Here is an 18214-nt window from a genome sequence, read left to right as displayed (position 1 = left end):
GCGTCACTGCTTCTTCTGCGGCGGCTTGCGCGGCGGGCGCGGGGCGGCAGTGGGGGCCGGCGTCCCACTCATCTTGTTGGCGGCCTCGCTGACGTCGAGCAGCGAGCGACGGATGTCCTCGAGGTAGCCGGCCGATTTCTTCCTCATGGTGTCGGCGAGCTCGTGCAGCCCCTGTATCTTCTCGAACAGCTCGTCGGCCTTGCCGTCGACGAAGCCGGGCACCACGCCCTCGATCTTCGTGACTGCCTTATCAAAGCCCGCGAAGGCGCTGTCGACCTTGGCCATGACGGAGTCGATTTCGCCACCCTTGCTCCGGAGGTCGGCGGTGTAGTCCTCGAACGTGCGCAGGCCCTCCTTGATCGCGGGGGCGTTGCTGACGATGGTGCGGTCGACACTGTGCAGGGTGTCGACGATGGATTCGGCGTCGCTGAGATCGGCGGTCAGCACGGGGACGCCGTCCGAGTCCAGCGGCACCGGCGGCGCAGAGGGCGCGCCCCCGATCAGCGAGATCGCGGCAACACCGGTGAGGCCCTGGAACTCGATGCCGGCCACGGTGTCCTTGCGGATCGGCGCGGTGTTGTCGAGCATCACCAGCGCCACGATCCTGCGCGGATTGTCCAGCTTGATCGACAGGATCTGGCCCGCGGGCACGCCGTCGAAATTGACCGGCCCGCCGCGGCGCAGGCCGCTGGCCGAGCCGCCCTCGAACACCACGCGCAACTGGCTGCGGCTCTGGATGGTGCGCCATTTCTGCACGCCGAGCAGGCCGCCGAACGCCACGGCGATCACCGCCAGCGTTGCCGTTCCGATCACCAGATTGCTCGCGCGTGCCATGCGGGGAAGGTTTTACGGCCAAAGCAGGCAAGTTGGAAGGAGCCCGGATGGTACGTAGAGCGGGTTAGCGAAGCGTAACCCGCCGTTTTCGCCTCAGCAGTCGTGCAAATTGGCGGATTACGCTGGCGCTAATCCGCCCTACGGCATCAATGCCCGGCAACCCGCCTAGCCGCGGCGTTGTTGAGGACGATGAGGGCATCGACCGCTACGCCCGTCCTGGTGTTGATCAGGAACGGGTTGATGTCGATCGAGGCGATCCGGTCGCCGGCATCCGCGATCAAATTGGACAGGCCGACCAGCGCTTTCACCGCGGAGGCCTCGTGCAGGGACGGCTTGCCGCGATAGCCGCGCAGCTTGATGCCGGCCTTGGTGCGGCCGATCAGGAGCCGCGCCTCGGCCTCGTCCAGCGGCGCGCCGGCGAGCGCGACGTCTTTCATCAGCTCGATGTCGATGCCGCCGGTGCCGAACAGCACGACCGGTCCCATCTCGGCATCGAGCGAGGCGCCGACGACGAGCTCGAGCTCGGCCTTGACCTGCTGCGCGATCAGGATGCCGTCCAGCTTGGGCTTGCCTTTCAACTTGCTCACCCGGGCGGTGATGGCGGCAAACGCCTTCTTCACGTCAGCTGCGCTGTTGAGGTTCAATACCACGCCGCCGATGTCGGATTTGTGCAGGATCTCGGCGCTGACGAGTTTTGCCACGACCGGAAAGCCGATCTGCTTGGCGATCTTCACCGCCTCGGCTGCCGTCTGCGCGATGGCTTCCTTCGAGATCGGAATGCCATAAGCCTTCAAGAGTTTCTTCGAGGCGACCTCGTCGAGCGCGGCGCCGCTCGCCGATTTCAGCGCCTTCTCCAGCACGGCGCGCGCGGCGGGTTTCGAGCTCGAGACGATGTCGGGCACCTCCTTGCGCAGCTTGGCGTAGTCGAGCAGCGACTTGATCGCGGTCACCGCCCGGTCCATGCCCTGCATGACCGCGAGATGCGGCAGCGATTTGCGCAAGGTCTTGGTGAAGTCGGTGAAGCCGATCGACATCGCGCTGATGTAGATCACGGGCTTGCCGCCCTGGCGCGCCATGTCATCGACGATGCGCAAGTTGCGCTCGCGCAGCTCGTGCGGCGTCTTCGGCAGCTCGGCATCGACGATGACGATGTCGATATCAGGATCGTCGATCATGAGCTTGATCGACTTCATGTAGACGGAGGGATCGACCACCGCGGCAAAGCCGGCGTCGAGCGGGTTGCCGACGATAGACCCCGGCCCGAGCATCTTCGCCAGTTCGGAGCCGACGTGCGGGCTGAGCGGCGCAAAGTTCAGGCCCTCGGCATAGAAGGCGTCCAGCAGCATGCCGCGCTTGCCGCCCGACAGCGTGACCGCCGCGAGCCGGTCGCCCTTGGGCACGGCGGAGTGAACGAAACACTCGGTGGTCTCGATCAGCTCGTCGAGGCCGCCGACCCGGATCACGCCTTCGCGCGTTGCAACGGCGTCGAACGTCTCGATCGAGCCCGCGAGCGCGCCGGTATGCGCCATCGCCGCGGCGCGGCCGCCCTCGGAGGCGCCGAGCTTGAGTGCGATCACGGGCTTGCTGGCAGCGCGCGCCGCCTTGCAGGCATCGCGAAAGGCCTTGGTGTTGCGCACGCCTTCGAGGTAGACGACGATCACCTTGATGCTTGGGTCCTCGGCGAAATAGCGCATCAGGTCCGGCGTCTCGAGCCCGGCCTCATTGCCTGATGTGACCATGTAGCCGACACCGACACCGCGGTCTTCCAGCGCCTGGCGGATGGCCATGACGATCGCGCCGGACTGCCCGGCGATCGCCACCGCGCCCTGTTCCATGGTGACGATGCGATCATCGATGTTGGTGAAGAGCTTTTCGCCGGCGCTTAGGTTGCCGAGGCAATTCGGGCCGGTGACGGCAAGTCCGGTCTCACGTATCGCCGCTTGCAATTCGGCCGCGAGCTTCTGGCTTTCCTCGTCCTGCAATTCGCTGAAGCCCGAGGTGACGATGGTGGCCGACCGTGCGCCGGCGGCCGCGGCGTCGCGGATCACCTGGACCGCAAAGCGCGCCGGCACCAGCACCAGAACGTGATCCGGCTTTTCCGGGAGGCTCGCAAAGTCCTTGTAGCAGGGGACGCCCCAGATCGTCTCCCGCTTGGCGTTGACCGGATAGAGGCCGCCCTCGTAACCGTACTTGATCAGATTGTTCCAGATGCGTTCGGCATAATTGCCAGGCTTGTCGGTCGCGCCCACGAGCACGATGTTGTGCGGGTGCAGCATGGCATGGATGCCCTTGACGATCTCTCCGGCGTCGGGCGGTGGAGACCATGGGCGCGGAGAGACCGATGCGGCGGGCACTTGAGCTTCCATGCGCTTCCTCACTTCTTGTTCTTGTTGCAACGCGCGCCCCGCGGCGGCTTCGGGGGCTGATCCTGGCCGCTCCATGCCGCGAGACGGAATGGGCAAGACTTGACGACAAAGATTTGGCGATGAGGCTAGCATCACGAGACTTTTGGCGAAAGTGCGAACGGTCCGGCAAGATGCTAGGAAACCGTGACCCTCATTCTCTCAAATGGTGATCATGCCGCTGCTGTCCATCGTGGTGCCGACCCTCGATCGTCCCGACACGCTTCGCCACGCGCTTGCGACCATGGCGTGCCAGCCTGCGCATGCAGATTGCGAGTTCATCGTTCAGAACAATGGCGGTAATCCCGAGATTGCGAGGATCGTTGCAGACCTCAAGGACGAGCGCTTCAGGCATTTTGCCAGCGAGACCGTTCTGACCATGACCGACAATTGGGAGGCGGCGCTCGGCCACACCTCGGGCGAGTACGTCGCCTTCATCGGCGACGATGACGGGCTGATGCCCTACGCTTGTGCCGCGGCATCGGAGATGCTCTCCGACCGAAACATCGATCTCCTGAGCTGGAGCGCCTACACCTATCACTGGCCGAGCTATTACCATCCGGCCTTCCGCAACCGGCTGCTCGCCGAGATCGACCTGACCTCGTCCGTGAAGCGACTGTCGTCACGCGACGAGCTGGCGCGCATCTTCGGCTTCCAGGCGCACTATGCGCATCTGCCGATGATCTACAATTCGTTCGTCCGCCGCTGCATCATCGATCGGATGCGCGCGATCGGTGGGCGCTACTTCATCGGTCTATCACCCGACGTGGCGTCCGGTATCGCCAACGCCGCACTGACCGACAGTTTTATCCGACTGTCGCGGCCTCTGAGCATGGCCGGGTTCTCGCAGCACAGCACCGGTCACGCGCTGTTCTTCGAGACCACTGATCTGCTCGAGACGCCGCGAGGGGCGCGCGATTTCGGACCCATTGACGAGGATCCCCAACTCCCCGATCTCAACGCCCTCCAGCTCTTCATCGCCAAGGACATGCTTGTCCTCAAGCGTCTGCTGCTGGCGGATCACGGCGATGTGCGGCTCGACTTCAAGGCGCTGGCACAGGCGCTCGCGACCGACATCAACCATCGGCCGCCCCTGTATGATCGGACCGTGCAGACCATCGGCGAACTCGCCCGCACGCATGGGTTCGACGTCGCCGACATCATCATTCCTGCCCGCCTTGCGGATCGGCCGCCACCCCGCGGGGGTGTTCGCGTGACCGGACCGAACCGTGTGGTTTACGAGCTGGATGGTTCTGCGCTTGGGCTCAATTCGATTGCGGACGCAGTGCGCGTGATCGCGCAGTTCGTTCCGGATCAGGGGCCGCTCGATCCTGCCGCTCTGAAGGCTCCCGTGTCCTCGCCGGTCCTCGGCGTGAAGGAGCTCGAATTCGCGCATGGCGGAGCGGGCGTCGCCGCGTTGATCGAGGGATGGAGCGAGCCGGAACAATGGGGCACCTGGTCCATTGGCAGGAATTGCGTGCTCCGGTTCGAGGTCCATCCCATTCCGTCACGGCCGGTCGAGCTTGTGCTGGCGTGCCGGGCCTTCGTTTCCGACGGAAATCCGCAATTGCGGGCGGCCTGCCGCGTCGGCAACGGAGCGCCGCAGCAACTGACATTCTCGAGAGAGGCGTTCGCGGGCTTGCGCAGGTTGATGCTCGATCCCGCCGCGATTGCCGCCGACGGGACGTTGACCATCAGCCTGTCGCTATCCGATCCACGCTCTCCCGCGGATCTCGGACTGAGCTCCGACGCGCGACCTCTCGGCATCGGGCTCGAGCGGATCTGGCTCGATCACGACGTCCGCGCGGCGCGAGGTGAGTGATCGTCACCGCTCAGTACCCCAGCAGGCTCAGCTTGTGGGCGTAGTGAAAGACGACCTGCCTCGCGAGATAGGGGGCGATGGCGCGGCGAATCTGTATCTGTGTCGGATCGAAGCCGAGAGCGCGGCGCCTCAAGATGCCCATCTCCCGGACGCCGATCGCGTAGGTCGATGCCGTCTTCTGGGCATCATGGATTCGGAAGCAGGCGAGAAATCGCGGCAGGCGCACGAATTTGAATCCCGCGGCCTGTGCCCGCAGGATGAAGTCCCAATCCATCGCGTAGTGGAAGCTCTCGTCGATCGGACCGACTCTGTCCCACACGCGCCTGCGCCAGAACATCGTCTCCTGCGGGATATAGTCGGCATATTGCAGCGCGCGCCCGTCATGGGGCGGCAGCACGGCACGGCCGACCTCGAGTCCCTCGCGATCGACGAAGACGCGATGGCCATAGACGATGTCGACATGCGGATGCGATGTGAAGTAGTTGGCAACATAGGCCAGCGTCCCCGGCAGCAGCATGTCGTCGCTGTTGAGATAGGCCATGATCTCGCTGTCGACGCCGGCGAAGCCGAGATTGATGGCGTTCGATTGTCCGCTGTCAGGTTCGCTCCTCCAGCTGATGCTCTCGCCGCGGCCCTTCAGGAGATCAGCCGTGCCGTCGATCGAGGCGCCGTCCTGCACGTGGTAATACAGGTTCGGATAGTTCTGGCTCACGATGCTGTCGATCGTGGCGCCGAGATATTGCGCCTGGTTGTAGCTCGGCGTGACCATCGCGATCCGCGGTGCATTTTCGTGGATCGAGGGTGCCGGCGGGAAGGCCGTCAGGTTGAGCAGGCGCGGAGGATATTGCTCGAAAGTCCACATCGGCGGACGCCGCCAGAGGCTCCGGAGCGAGGATCGCCTTTGCCCGGCGGCGATGAGATCCTGATTCCTTTCGAGCAGCGCGACGCGATTTTCGAGCTGCTCCATTCGCTGTTCGAGGCGCTGCCTGAACTCGTCGTCCATCTATCGAGCTTTCGCAAATTACAACGTATAATAATCAATGGGACCTTCTTACAGGTCTCTGGTTGACGGCGCCAGTTCACGGTCGCGTCAAACGCGATGGACCGGCGTGTCCGGCGCGATTTGAGAGGGCTCGATCGTTCCCGGACGGGCCGATTGCGAACCGCTATTCACGCGCTTCGATCAAGGTGGCATGCATGACATAGCGCTCCGGCCCGGACGTAACGGCGTCGAACGGCCAGCAGGTCGTGAGCACAAGTTCCACACCCTGCGTCGAGGGATCGATGCCCGACGCGTCGAAACGGACAACGGCCGAAGAATCCGCCCGATAGCGAAAATGCCTGCCGTCACGGCGGGTGATCTCAACGATGTCTCCGACGGCAACATTCCGCAAGAAACGGAAATGTATGTCACGATGCGCTGCGTATACGGCAACACCGCGCTCGCCCGCATCAGCCGTTCGGCTGATATGGCCCGGCCCGAAGGCAAGCGCCTGGCCGCTCGTACCTTCCAGCACGATCGCGCTGGCGCCTATCCGCTTCACCTCGATCCGCGCGACCGGCCAGGTATCGGCCCATGCCCATGGTTTGATCACCCCGCCCGTCGCAAGGCTCTTGTCGAACGCGCGCTCCAGCAGCACCTGCGCCAGCCACGCCTTGGCATGGATGTAGGCGCCGTCGCCGAACAGGATGAGGCCGATCAGTGCCAGAACCAGGGGAGATGAGAGGCGGGGCATGACATCTACTCTCGTCATTGCGAAGCAATCCAGATTGTCTGAACGGCGGCAGTCTGATTGCTTCGTGGCTTCGCTCCTCGCAATGACAGGAAAAAGACGCGCGCGGCCGTTGGTATGGGACGGGCAGCCGCGCGCGCTAACAGAGGAGTTCGGGGCGGCTCCTCTCTCAAGCGGCGTCGGTGAGCAAGAGCCGACGCCGGTTGAACACGAACAGGATCAGGGCGAGCACGATCAGGACCAGGCCTGCGATCATCTTCAGCTCGGCTGAAGTTGCTGTCTTGGGCAGACGGATCGCGTCGGGCGCTGCGGGGGTCGGACGCCGCGCGGCGGGTGAGGTGCTCGCATCGGCATGGCGTTCACGCAAGTGTGCCGGGACCTGCGGCCGTTCGCCGAACACCTTCTCGAAATCCCAGCCGGCGGGCAGGTTGATCGGCAATTCGCTGAGCTTGAGCGGCGCGCCTTCTGGCCGGCTCGGCGTCTTGTCGACGGCGACAAGGCTGGTCAGGCGCGTGACGATCTGATGGTCGAGCGCCAGCGCCAGGATCGCCTTGTCGGCCTCCTCGGGCGCGAGCTCCCGCATGGCGCGCGCCACTTCGGCATCGCCGATCTTGCGCTTGGCCCAGAGCTTTGACAGGCCATTGCCTTCGGCGGCATTTTGCAGCGGCAGCGTCACTGACCATGGACGGTCGTCGACGCGGCCCCTGATCTCGAGCGAGCCTGCGAGCTTGTCGAGCTTTGCTGCCAGCACCAGCGGCTCGTCGCGATAGACGTCCGGGATGATCGCCGGGGTCACGTCGGCGTTGGCCTCGGAGAATTTCGCGGTGAGGCCGGTGACGGCCGGATTTTCCAGCTTGGCGAACAAGCCGCGCATGCGCTCCTCCACCTGCTCGACGGAACCGATATGGGTGAAGGCACCACGGCCGAGTTCGGCGGCGCGGGTCATCAGATAGGTGTTCGGCGCCGAGCCGATGCCGACCATGAAGACGCGCGAGCGGCCGCGCATCGCCGTGATCGTTTCGAACAATTGCTGTTCGTTGCCGATTGCGCCGTCGGTCAGGAAAACGACCTGGCGAACCATGCCGGTGTCGCCGAGCTTGTCTGCCAGCGCGGCGCGCATTGCCGGCACCATCTCGGTGCCGCCGCGCGCCTGCAACGCGCTCACGAACGAGGTTGCCTCGCCGACATGGGTAGCGTCTGCCGTCACGGAGGTTGGAAACAGCATGTCCATGGTATCGTCGAAGCGAATGACGTTGAAACTGTCGGTCGGCTGGAGCCGGGACAGAGCGTAGGAGAGGCTCGCCTTGGCCTGGACGATCGACGTGCCGCCCATCGAGCCCGAATTGTCGATCACGAACACGACCTCACGCGGCAATGGCTTTTGTGTCGTCTGTTCGGCGCTGGGCGGAGTGACGAAGGCGAGCAGGTAGTCGGCGTCGCCGACATGTTCGCGGAACAGGCCGACCGATGGCGCCTTCTCGGCGGCGGCCTTCCAGGTCAGCTCGAAATCGCGGTCAGCCGGGACGGCGCCGTCGGCGAGCGTGATGACACGCGCCATGTTGTCCGGACTTTCGATCTTGACCTTATGGTGGTGGCTCTTGACCTCGCCGAGCGCGAAGCCGGCCTTCAGGCGCACCGTGATGCTGGTCGGATTGACCGGTGCATTCCTGGCGGGATCGAGCACAGGCGGCGAGAGGCGGTCGCGGTCCGGTACCGGGTCCGAGGTCGCCGCGCCCCAGCCCGATCCGTCCTTGCGGAAGTCGACGCTCTGCACGATCGGCGCCGGATTGTAGCGCGGTCCGACCACCAGCGGCAGACGCAGTGAATATTCGTTGCCGGATTGATGCACCGGCTCCTGATATTCGATCTGCACCAGCACGGTTTCGCCGGGGCCGATATTGGCGACCGAATTGGTGAAGATGTTCGGCCGCTCCCGCTCGGTGAGCGCGGCCCTCTGACCGGTGCGGCGTGCCTCTTCGTAGATCACGCGGGCCTGCTGGCGCTCCTTGATGTCGCCGACGATGACGCGGTCGCCGACCACCATCTTCAGCGTATCGACGGCGCCGCCGGTCGCGAGCGGATAGACATAGGTTGCTTCGACCCAGTCCTTGGTCGGGTTGCGGAAGATTTGGGTGACGCGCGCGCGCAGCGTCGGGCCCGAGACCGTGATGTCGATGTCGGTGCCGAGGCGGATCGCTTCGGTGGTGGCGCCATCCTCCTTCAGGAGGAGGGAGCCGGACTTGGCGTCGCCGGGCTGGAGCAGGCTGGCCTGCTCGGTCGTTGCCGACCAACTGGTTCCGAAGCTGACGAGCAGGGCCACGAAGGCCATCAGCATCACCGCGATGCCCTGCGCGAGAAGAAACAATCCGAGCTTGATCAGCCCCTTCAACATGGGGTGCTCGTCGTTGTCGGCTGTGTCGTAGGTGTCCATTGGCCTGCTCCCGGAAGGACGTTTGCTGGCTCTGAGCATTCGCTGGGAGGGGCCGATTTCGCGAGCAGAATGATCGGTCATGTTCCGCCGCGGCCGGCCCGGGCAAGCCGCCGTGGGGCGCCCATGTGCGGTTTTGTGCTGATTTGTCCGCCCTGCTAGAATGGCCGTGCTGGAGCAGGGTTAGCGATGCAGATGCAGGATAAACTCACCGACAAGCAGCTTTCGGACGAGCAGAGCCGCGAGATCGCCGAGACCATTCGCGAGGAGCTCGCCAGACGCCGGATCTCCCGGCAGACGCTGGCCGAGCAGGCCAAGCTCAGCCTGTCGACGCTGGAGAAGGTGCTCGGCGGCCGGCGGCCGTTTACGCTGGCGACGACGGTCCGGCTGGAGCAGGCGCTGGGCGTTTCCTTGCGCAAGGGCCCCGTCGTGGCGGCGCCTCAGGCCGCCAACGATGTCGCTCCCGACAGTCTTGGCTCCTATGCGCATCGCGCCGTGACCTGGCTCGAGGACGTCTACATCACGCTGCGGCCGTCGTTCGGCGACAAGGACGCGATCTTCGCTTACCGCACCGAGATCGTCTGGGAGCCGAAGGTGTCTTCGCTGGTCTTTCGGGAGGGCGATCGCACCGATACCGCCTACGAGCATACCGGCGAGGTCGCCGTCCCGCATCAGTCAGGCTTCATCTACCTCGTCATCATCAAGCACGGCCAGCACCGCGTGATCACGGTGTCGCGGCCGACGGTCGCCGGCGAGATGTACGGCATCATCTCGACGCTCCGCGCCGGGCCTGGTTCACAGCTCACGCCGATCGCAGCGCCGATCGCCTACGTACCGCTCCGGAACGTCCCGAGGCCGTCGCTGGGCAGGGTCGGGCCCGGCGACGCCAACCATGCGTTGTACGGAAAGCATCTACGCCGCACGGTGGAAGAATCCTTCGCACTGTTTCTGTCGGTATAGTCCGCAAGAAAGAATCCGGAATGGCGTTGCCTGCGTCTATAAGGGGGTATGCAGAACGCGCGCGCCCCATGCATCGGCGAATCTCCGCTGTTCTCCATCATCATCCCGCTCGAATATCACCGCGGGCAATGGGAGCTGTCCTGGCTCGGTTGGACGTCGCAGACCGCAGATAGATCGCTTTACGAAATCATCCTGGTGGTGCCGCCGGACTTCGCCGCGCGCGAGGAGCTGAAGGTGCTGGCTTGCGACCAGGCGCGCCTGGAATTCACCGCTTCGGATCACGACATCGGGCTCTGCGCATTTGGCGCCGCCAAGGCCCGCGGCAGTTATCTGTTCTTCACGGAGTCGCATTGCTGGCCCGAGCCCGAAGTAATCGAGCTGTGCATCCGCGCGATCGACGCGCATCCCGACTGGGCCGCCTTCTCCTGCCGCTCGGTGCCGATTTGCCATAACAGGCTCTCGGAAGCCGAGGCCACAATGTACCAGGCCGACATCGAATTCGGCATGAAGCAGCATCCCTGGCGCAAGGTGCTCGATCAGTGCTTCGTGACGCGGCGTGACGTCTATTGGGAATGCGGAGGCCTGCGCGAGGAGCTCGGCCATTTTGCCGAATGGGTGCTGGCCGCGGCCTATCACGCGAGAGGTCACGCCATCGGTTATCTGGAGGAGGCGCGCTTCCATCATTATTACATCGGCGAAATCGGCGAGCTCAAGACCTTCACGCTCGATTTCGTCGAGGGCGAGATCCGATATCTCAGCGAGGCGCGCCGCGAGCCCGGCAGCGAGCTGCTCGAAGTTCCAGTCGAATGGGTTGAATGGGCCGGATTCGACGTATCGCTCGCCCGCGCTGCGTCGAATGCGCTCCTGCATTACTGCTTTGCAGGCCGCGGCTGGAGGCCGCCAGGGGAAAAACTGCGCGCCTTCTGGCATTGGGGTGCACTGGCTCTGTGCGGCGATCTTCCGGCGCGCTTCGCCGCGCGCCTGGCCGTCCTGCAATCGCATTTCGGTCTGCGCGCGCTGACGATGATCGGATCGAGCGAAGCGATCGCGCGATGGATGAGACGCTACATCGCCTCGCTGATCCATCTGCAGCGGCTCGAATGCATTCGTAGCATTCGCGGCCATGCCGGGCCGGCGGTGAAATTCCTGGGAGATCGCGTTCTCGGGCAAGTCGGATTCCATGCCCTCGAATCGTCAGCGGGGCACACCTTCCGCTGGAGCGAGCCCCAGGCCGCCGTTCGCATCCAGGGGGGCGCGGGCCGCAACACCGTTCGGATCCGAAGTCCCGCCTTGCGCGCGCCGCTGCGCGAGATCGGTGTGCATTTCTATCTCGACGGCGTGCACGTTGATGCCTCCGCGATCGCAATCGGCCCTGATAGCTATACGATGGACCTCGATCTGCCGCCCTCGGGCATCGCCATCCTGGCATGGTCCTGCCCCGAGTTGAGGGGGATTGGCGATTCCCGCCGCCTTGGTCTTTCCGTGGCATCCATCGAGGTGAGCCAGGATGCCGGAGCTTCAATTTCAGCCTAGAGCCTGATCCGGAAAAGTGCCTGGCGGTTTTTCGAGAAGACCACGCTCAAACAACGACCTGAAGCGCGATGACGATTCATCCTGATCGCATCGCGCTTTGGTCAGACGAGGTTGGCCGGCGTCGAGCTAGCCTCCGGTTTCGGCGCTGATGATATCGCCAAACAGTTCCCACTGACCCTTCTTGAAGCGCCACATCTTGAGCTGCTCGATCGGCGCGAAGTCCGTGGCGGAGGTGTTGATCTTGATCCCCGGGATCAGCGTGTCGGGGACGAAGTCCTTGAGACTGGCGGCCTGCTTCATCACGTTATCTCGGGTCAGGTTGTCGCCCGACTGCTTCAGCACCTGCACCATCGTCTGGGCCGCGGCGTAGGCGTAAACCAGATTGGCGTCCGAAATGTTCGCGCCGGGCATGTACTTGTCGATGAAGGTCATGAACTTCTTCATGCCCTCGTCGTCCTTCCACTGCGGATCGGAGGCGTCCTTCAGATAGCCGGCCGACAGCACGCCTTCAGATGCCTCGAGGCCGGCTGGCTTCATTACCGCGCCGATCGACACCGAGACGTCGGTCATCAAATGCATCGGCTTCCATTCCAGCTCCGCGATCTTCTTGATGGCCTGCGCCGCGAATTTGGGGGTGGCGATGTTCACGAAAACATCGGCGCCGGTGCCCTTGAGCTTGACGATATGGGCGTCGATCGACGGTTCCGACGTCTCGTAGCTCTCTTCGGCCACGATCAGCTTCGATGCCTTGTCACCGAACACGTCCTTGATGCCGGCGACGTAGTCCTTGCCGAAATCGTCGTTGGCATAGAAGATCGCGACCTTCGCGTCCGGCTTCTCCTTCAGAATGTACTTGGCGAAGATCTGGGCCTCGACCCGGTAGCTGGGCTGGAAGCCCATGGTCCAGGGAAAATTCTTCGGGTCGTTCCACTTGCTGGCGCCGGTGGCGAGGAACAGCTGCGGCACCTTCTTTGCATTGTGATATTTCTGCACAGCGGTCTGGGTCGGGGTGCCCAGCGCGTTGAAGATCAGGAACACCTCGTCACTCTCGATCAGCTTGCGGACCTGCTCCACGGTCTTGGGCGGCGAATAGCCGTCATCATAAGAGATCCAGTTGATCTTGCGGCCGTTGATGCCGCCCTGATCGTTGACCATCTTGAAGTAGGCCTCCTCGGTCTTGCCGATGATGCCGTAGGCGGAAGCGGGACCGGAATAGGCCTCGACATTGCCGATCTTGATCTCGGTGTCGCTGGCGCCGGTGTCGTATTTCTTCTGCGCGAAAGCACCCTGGGTGGAGAGCAATGTCAGGGCAGTTGCCGCGGCGAGCAGGACGAGTTTCTTGTTCTTCATGGAAATTCCTTGGGGTTTCTTGTTGGGTAGGGCAGGCACTTCAAAAAGAAAAAGCGCCCGCGAGGGGCGCTTGGGTCAGGCGTTGGCGACTTTCCTGTCGACTTCGGAGGCCACCGAGAACTCCTTGCGCAAGGTCGGCTTGTGGATCTTGCCCGTGGCGTTGCGGGGCAGCGCGTCGACGAAGCGGATCTGGCGTGGACATTTGAAGCGCGCCAGATTGGCCGCGCAATGCGCGAAGACATCGGCCTCGGTCAGCTTTTGGCCCGACTTGACCGCGACGATGGCCAGGCCCACTTCGCCCCATTGCGGATCGGAAATGCCGATCACGGCGGCTTCGGCGACGGCCCCGAGCTGGTGCAGGACGTTCTCGACCTCGGCCGGATAGACGTTCTCGCCGCCGGAGATGTACATGTCCTTCCAGCGGTCGACGATGTAGTAGAAGCCCTCTTCGTCGACGCGCGTCGCGTCACCGGTGTGCAGCCAGCCGTCGGTGAAGGAGGTCTTGTTCGCCTCCGGCCTGTTCCAGTAGCCCGGGGTGATGTTCGGCCCCTTGACCCAGAGCTCACCGAGCTCGCCGACATCTGCATCGCTGCCGTCGGGGCGCACGATGCGCACTTCGGTGTGCAGCACGGGCTTGCCGGCGGAGCCGGCCTTGCGCGCCGCATCCTCGCGGTCGAGCACCAGCACGGCCGGCGAGGTCTCGGTCATGCCGTAACCCTGCTGGAGCGCGACGCCGCGCGCTTCCCAGACTTTCAAGAGCGGTACCGGCATCGGCGCGCCGCCGACGCCTCCGACGATCAGCCGGCCGAGATCGGTCGTTGGGAAAGCGGGGTGTTGCGCCATGAACTGGTAGATCGCGGGCACGCCGAAAAACACGTTGATGCCCTGTGCGGGATCGTTGATCAGGCCGAGCGCGGTACCGGGATCGAACGCGCGCATGATCATCACGGTGCCGCCGGCATGCAGCACGGGATTGGTGTAGCAATTCAGCCCGCCGGTGTGGAACAGCGGCAGCACGGTGAGCAGAACCGAGGACGGTCCGATACAGGCGGGACCGCCGAGATTGACGCAATTCCAGAAGGTCATGCCATGGGTGATGGTCGCGCCCTTCGGATGTCCTGTCGTGCCCGACGTGTACATGATGGTCGAGACGTCATCGAGCGTGACCTGCTCGATCGCCTCGAGCGGCTTTGCGCCGGCAATGCCGGCCTCATAGGACCCGCCGGGCCCGAGCAGCAGGCTGGTCGCGATGCCGCACAGCTTTGCGACGGCAAGCCCGGTCTCGGCGAGATCGGCGTCGTGGATCATCACCTTCGGCGCGCAGTCGCCGGTGATGAACTGAAGCTCGGGAACGGTGAGGCGGGTGTTCAGCGGCACGAAGATCGCGCCGAGGCGGCCGCAGGCGAACTGGACCTCCAGCGTATCGGTCGTGTTCAGCGCCAGCACCGCGACACGGTCGCCGCGTGCGACGTTCAGCGTGTGGCGCAGGAAAGAGGCGAGGCGCGAGACTCGGGCGTCAAGCTGCGCATAGGTCAAGCGGCGCTCGCTCGCGAGGTCGATCACCGCAACCTTGTCAGGCGTGCGGCGGCCATGATGAATGATCCAGTCGTAGTAACGAACGGCCAAGAATTCCTCCCTCGGCGGTCTTGTGCCGCCTGCATCCTTATTGCCGTGCACCATGCCCGGCATGGCCCTGGGGGCCAGCCGGAGTTGGTGCATCGACGTCTTTTTTTATTTGGAGTTGGCGCGCGAGGGGTCAAAATCGTCTTGCGTTGAGTTGCTAGGCCATGGCCTGCGCCGCAGTGGTTCTTCGGTCAGCCACTCTGCGCAAGTGAGCCGCCGATGTTCCGGCCATGGTAAACGAGACGAATCCGTCCGCGAGGCGAGACTGCGATGAAGAGCCCGTTCTATACCGCCGAGCACGATGCCTTCCGCGAAATGATGCGCCGCTTCGTCGAGAAGGAGATCTCCCCGTTCGCCCATGAGTGGGACGAGGCCGGCGAATTCCCCCGCGAGCTCTATCGCAAGGCGGCCGGGATCGGTCTGTTGGGGCTGGGATTCCCTGAGGAATATGGCGGGATCGCCGCCGACCAGTTCATGAAGATCGTGGCGAGCCAGGAATTGGCGCGGGCGGGCGCCGGAGGCGTCAGCGCCAGCCTGATGAGCCACACCATCGGCTCGCCGCCGATCGCGCGGGCAGCGCGGCCGGAGGTGAGGGCACGCGTGCTGCCGCAGGTGCTGTCAGGCGACAAGATCTCCGCGCTCGCGATCACCGAGCCGGGCGGCGGCTCCGATGTCGCGAACCTCGCCACAAGGGCGCGACGCGACGGCGATCACTACGTCGTGACCGGCGAGAAGACCTTCATCACCTCAGGGATGCGCGCCGACTATCTGACCGTTGCCGTGCGCACGGGCGGCGAAGGCGCCGGCGGCGTCAGCCTGCTCCTGATCGAGGGCGCCACGCCCGGTCTGTCCAGGACGAAACTGAAGAAGATGGGCTGGTGGGCCTCCGACACCGCGACGCTGCATTTCGACCAATGCCGCGTGCCGGCGGAAAACCTGATCGGCGAGGAAGGCCAGGGCTTCAAGATCATCATGCAGAATTTCAACAGCGAGCGCATGGGCATGGCGGCCGGCTGCACCGCCTTCGCCCGGGTCTGCCTCGACGAGGCCGTCGCCTACGCCAGGGAGCGCAAGACTTTTGGCAAGCCGCTCGCGCAGCATCAGGTGATCCGTCACAAGATCGTGGACATGGCGCAGAAGGTCGCCGCAAGTCAGGCGATGCTGGAAATGCTGGCGTGGCGGCTCGAGCAGGGCGAGAGCCCGGTCGCGGAAATCTGCATGATGAAGAACCAGGCGACGCAGACAATGGCGTTCTGCGCCTCGGAAGCCGTACAGATTTTCGGCGGCGCCGGTTTCATGCGCGGCATCAAGGCCGAACGCATCTACCGCGAGGTCAAGGTCAACGCCATCGGCGGCGGCACCGAGGAGATCATGAAGGATCTGGCCAGCCGGCAGATGGGGTTGTGACGGACGCCGTCATTCCGGGGCGACGCGAAGCGTCGAGCTATGGTGCGCAATTGCGCACCTGAGAATCCATCGGGCTCCAGACTCCGTAGAGAAATGGATTCCGGGTTCATCGCTGCGCGATGCCCCGGAATGACGAGAGGACAAAATGCTATTCACCGCCGACCACGACGACATCCGCCGCTCCCTGCAAAAGTTCATCGCCAATGAGATCAACCCTCATGTCGATGACTGGGAGAAGGCCGACATCTTCCCGGCGCACGAGCTGTTCAAGAAGATGGGCAGCCTCGGCTTCCTCGGCCTGAACAAGCCCGTGGAGTTCGGCGGCTCCGGCCTCGACTACTCCTATGCGCTGATGATGGCGGAGGAGCTGGGCGCCATCACCTGCGGCGGCGTGCCTATGGCGATCGGGGTGCAGACCGACATGGCGACGCCGGCGCTGGCGCGGTTCGGCTCGGACGAGGTGCGTCGCGAGTTTCTCGCGCCCTCGGTCTCGGGAGACTTCGTCGCCTGCATCGGGGTCTCCGAGCCGGGCGCAGGCTCCGACGTCGCCTCGATCAAGACCCAGGCACGCTCCGACGGCGATGACTACGTGATCACCGGCGGCAAGATGTGGATCACCAACGGCACCCAGGCCGACTGGATCTGCCTGCTCGCCAACACCGGCGATGGGCCCGTTCATCGCAACAAGTCGCTGATCTGCGTGCCCATGAAGGCCAAGGGTGTCACTGTCGCGCGAAAACTCGACAAGATGGGCATGCGCTCATCCGACACCGCACAGATCTTCTTCGACAATGTCCGTGTGCCCAAGCGCAACCGGATCGGCGAGGAGGGCAAGGGCTTTACCTACCAGATGATCCAATTCCAGGAGGAGCGGCTCTGGGGCGCGGCGGCTTGTCTTAAGGCGCATGAATACATTATCGATCAGACCATCGAATATACCCGCAACCGCAAGGCCTTCGGCCAGAGCATCCTCGACAACCAGGTCGTGCACTTCAAGCTGGCGGAGATGCAGACCGAGGTCGAGCTGCTGCGCGCGCTGATCTATCGCGCCGCCGAGCAGCTGGTCGCAGGCGAGGACGTGACCAAGCTTGCGACCATGGCCAAGCTGAAGGCCGGCCGGCTCGGCCGCGAGCTCACCGACGCCTGCTTGCAATATTGGGGCGGAATGGGCTTTACCAACGAGACGCCGGTCAGCCGCGCCTATCGCGACAGCCGCCTGACCTCGATCGGCGGCGGTGCCGACGAGGTCATGCTGATGGTCTTGTGCAAGATGATGGGCACGCTGCCCGGCAGCAAAGGAAGCTCTTGATGATCACGCTCTATCACTGCGACGCCGCGCGCTCGTTCCGTCCGCTCTGGATGCTGGAAGAGATGGGGCTGCCGTATGAGCTGAAGATGCTGCCGTTCCCACCGCGGGTCTTCGCCAAGGAATATCTGGCGCTCAATCCGCTCGGCACGATTCCCTTCATGGTCGACGGCGAGACGAAGATGACCGAATCCTCCGGCATCTGCCACTATCTCGGCATCAAGCACGGCCCGACGCCCCTGATGGTCGGCCCGGAAGATCCCGCCTATGGCGCGTTCCTGAACTGGATGTATTTCAGCGACGCCACGTTAACCTTCCCGCAGACGCTGGTGCTCCGATACACCCAGCTCGAGCCGGAGGAGCGGCGCAATCCGCAGGTCGCCGGCGACTATGCAAAATGGTTCCTGGGCCGGTTGCGCGCCGTCGAGGCAGCGACGGCCAATGCTGAAACATTGTGCGCCGGCCGCTTCACCGCCGCTGACATTGTCATCGGTTATGCGCTTCGGCTGGCCGACAATATCGGGCTCGCCAAGGATTTTGGGCCAAATGTCGCAGCCTATTGGGCGCGCCTGCAGCAGCGGGACGGTTTCAAGCGTGCGGTTGCTGCGGAACAGAAGGCTGGCGCCGAGCAGAATGTTGCACCGCGCGTGAGGGCGTAAGGACGCGTCATTCCGGGCGATGCGGAGCATCGACTATGGTGCGCCGTTGCGCACCTGAGAATCTCGAGGTTCCCCGGTGCGCAATTGCGCACCTGAGGTTCGGTCCTATCGACCGCCCCGGAACGACTCGCTGTGTCTTTTGACAGCGCTATCCCGT

The 18214-nt window shown here is 64.0% G+C and carries 13 protein-coding genes; 6 read left to right on the top strand and 7 right to left on the bottom strand.

What is annotated here, in order from left to right:
- Positions 1-3: 3 nt before the first annotated feature.
- Both XH81_RS09720 and XH81_RS09715 read right to left on the bottom strand, forming a co-directional pair.
- Positions 4-834, bottom strand: coding sequence for an MlaD family protein (locus XH81_RS09720; RefSeq protein WP_028139667.1), 831 nt, complete (start codon positions 832-834; stop codon positions 4-6).
- A gap of 146 nt (positions 835-980) precedes the next feature.
- A complete protein-coding gene (locus tag XH81_RS09715; protein ID WP_028139668.1) occupies positions 981-3200 on the bottom strand; it encodes an acetate--CoA ligase family protein in 2220 nt (739 codons plus the stop codon).
- A 211-nt stretch (positions 3201-3411) separates the two neighbouring features.
- On the opposite strand from XH81_RS09715, the gene XH81_RS09710 reads away from it, so the two are divergent.
- Positions 3412-5058, top strand: a complete 1647-nt coding sequence (locus XH81_RS09710; protein ID WP_271596116.1) for a glycosyltransferase family 2 protein — start codon at positions 3412-3414, stop codon at positions 5056-5058.
- Positions 5059-5068: 10 nt separating this feature from the next.
- On the opposite strand, the gene XH81_RS09705 is transcribed toward XH81_RS09710, so the two are convergent.
- The 3 genes from XH81_RS09705 to XH81_RS09695 form a co-directional block, all read right to left on the bottom strand.
- Positions 5069-6061, bottom strand: coding sequence for a glycosyltransferase (locus XH81_RS09705; protein WP_028139670.1), 993 nt, complete (start codon positions 6059-6061; stop codon positions 5069-5071).
- A 163-nt stretch (positions 6062-6224) separates the two neighbouring features.
- The gene (locus XH81_RS09700) at positions 6225-6794 is read right to left on the bottom strand and encodes a class GN sortase (RefSeq protein ID WP_028139671.1); all 570 of its coding nucleotides are present in this window, start codon (positions 6792-6794) and stop codon (positions 6225-6227) included.
- A 166-nt stretch (positions 6795-6960) separates the two neighbouring features.
- Positions 6961-9222: a marine proteobacterial sortase target protein gene (locus XH81_RS09695; protein WP_271596115.1), complete on the bottom strand. Its 2262-nt coding sequence runs from the start codon at positions 9220-9222 to the stop codon at positions 6961-6963.
- Between the two features lie 186 nt (positions 9223-9408).
- Between XH81_RS09695 and XH81_RS09690 the strand changes: the two genes are divergently transcribed.
- Both XH81_RS09690 and XH81_RS09685 read left to right on the top strand, forming a co-directional pair.
- A complete protein-coding gene (locus tag XH81_RS09690) occupies positions 9409-10179 on the top strand; it encodes a helix-turn-helix domain-containing protein (RefSeq protein WP_028139673.1) in 771 nt (256 codons plus the stop codon).
- A 48-nt stretch (positions 10180-10227) separates the two neighbouring features.
- Positions 10228-11712, top strand: coding sequence for a glycosyltransferase family 2 protein (locus tag XH81_RS09685; protein WP_028139674.1), 1485 nt, complete (start codon positions 10228-10230; stop codon positions 11710-11712).
- Between the two features lie 126 nt (positions 11713-11838).
- Here the strand turns inward: XH81_RS09685 and XH81_RS09680 are convergent, their stop codons facing one another.
- A complete protein-coding gene (locus XH81_RS09680) occupies positions 11839-13062 on the bottom strand; it encodes an ABC transporter substrate-binding protein (protein WP_028139675.1) in 1224 nt (407 codons plus the stop codon).
- 75 nt (positions 13063-13137) lie between these two features.
- The gene (locus XH81_RS09675; RefSeq protein WP_028139676.1) at positions 13138-14688 is read right to left on the bottom strand and encodes an acyl-CoA synthetase; all 1551 of its coding nucleotides are present in this window, start codon (positions 14686-14688) and stop codon (positions 13138-13140) included.
- Positions 14689-14955: 267 nt separating this feature from the next.
- Here XH81_RS09675 and XH81_RS09670 point away from each other — a divergent pair, with 267 nt between their 5' ends.
- From XH81_RS09670 to XH81_RS09660, 3 genes are all read left to right on the top strand, one after another.
- Entirely contained in the window at positions 14956-16092 is a 1137-nt protein-coding gene (locus tag XH81_RS09670; RefSeq protein WP_028139677.1) for an acyl-CoA dehydrogenase family protein, read from the top strand.
- A gap of 145 nt (positions 16093-16237) precedes the next feature.
- A complete protein-coding gene (locus XH81_RS09665) occupies positions 16238-17401 on the top strand; it encodes an acyl-CoA dehydrogenase family protein (protein ID WP_028139678.1) in 1164 nt (387 codons plus the stop codon).
- A complete protein-coding gene (locus XH81_RS09660; protein WP_028139679.1) occupies positions 17401-18057 on the top strand; it encodes a glutathione S-transferase family protein in 657 nt (218 codons plus the stop codon). Before XH81_RS09665 ends, XH81_RS09660 begins: the two co-directional genes overlap by 1 nt.
- Positions 18058-18214: the final 157 nt, after the last annotated feature.

This window comes from Bradyrhizobium sp. CCBAU 25360 (genome assembly GCF_028128695.1).
GTDB classification, from domain to species: domain Bacteria; phylum Pseudomonadota; class Alphaproteobacteria; order Rhizobiales; family Xanthobacteraceae; genus Bradyrhizobium; species Bradyrhizobium ottawaense.
The sequence above is the reverse complement of the archived record's forward strand: the minus strand, read 5'-3'. Positions and strand labels throughout refer to the sequence as shown.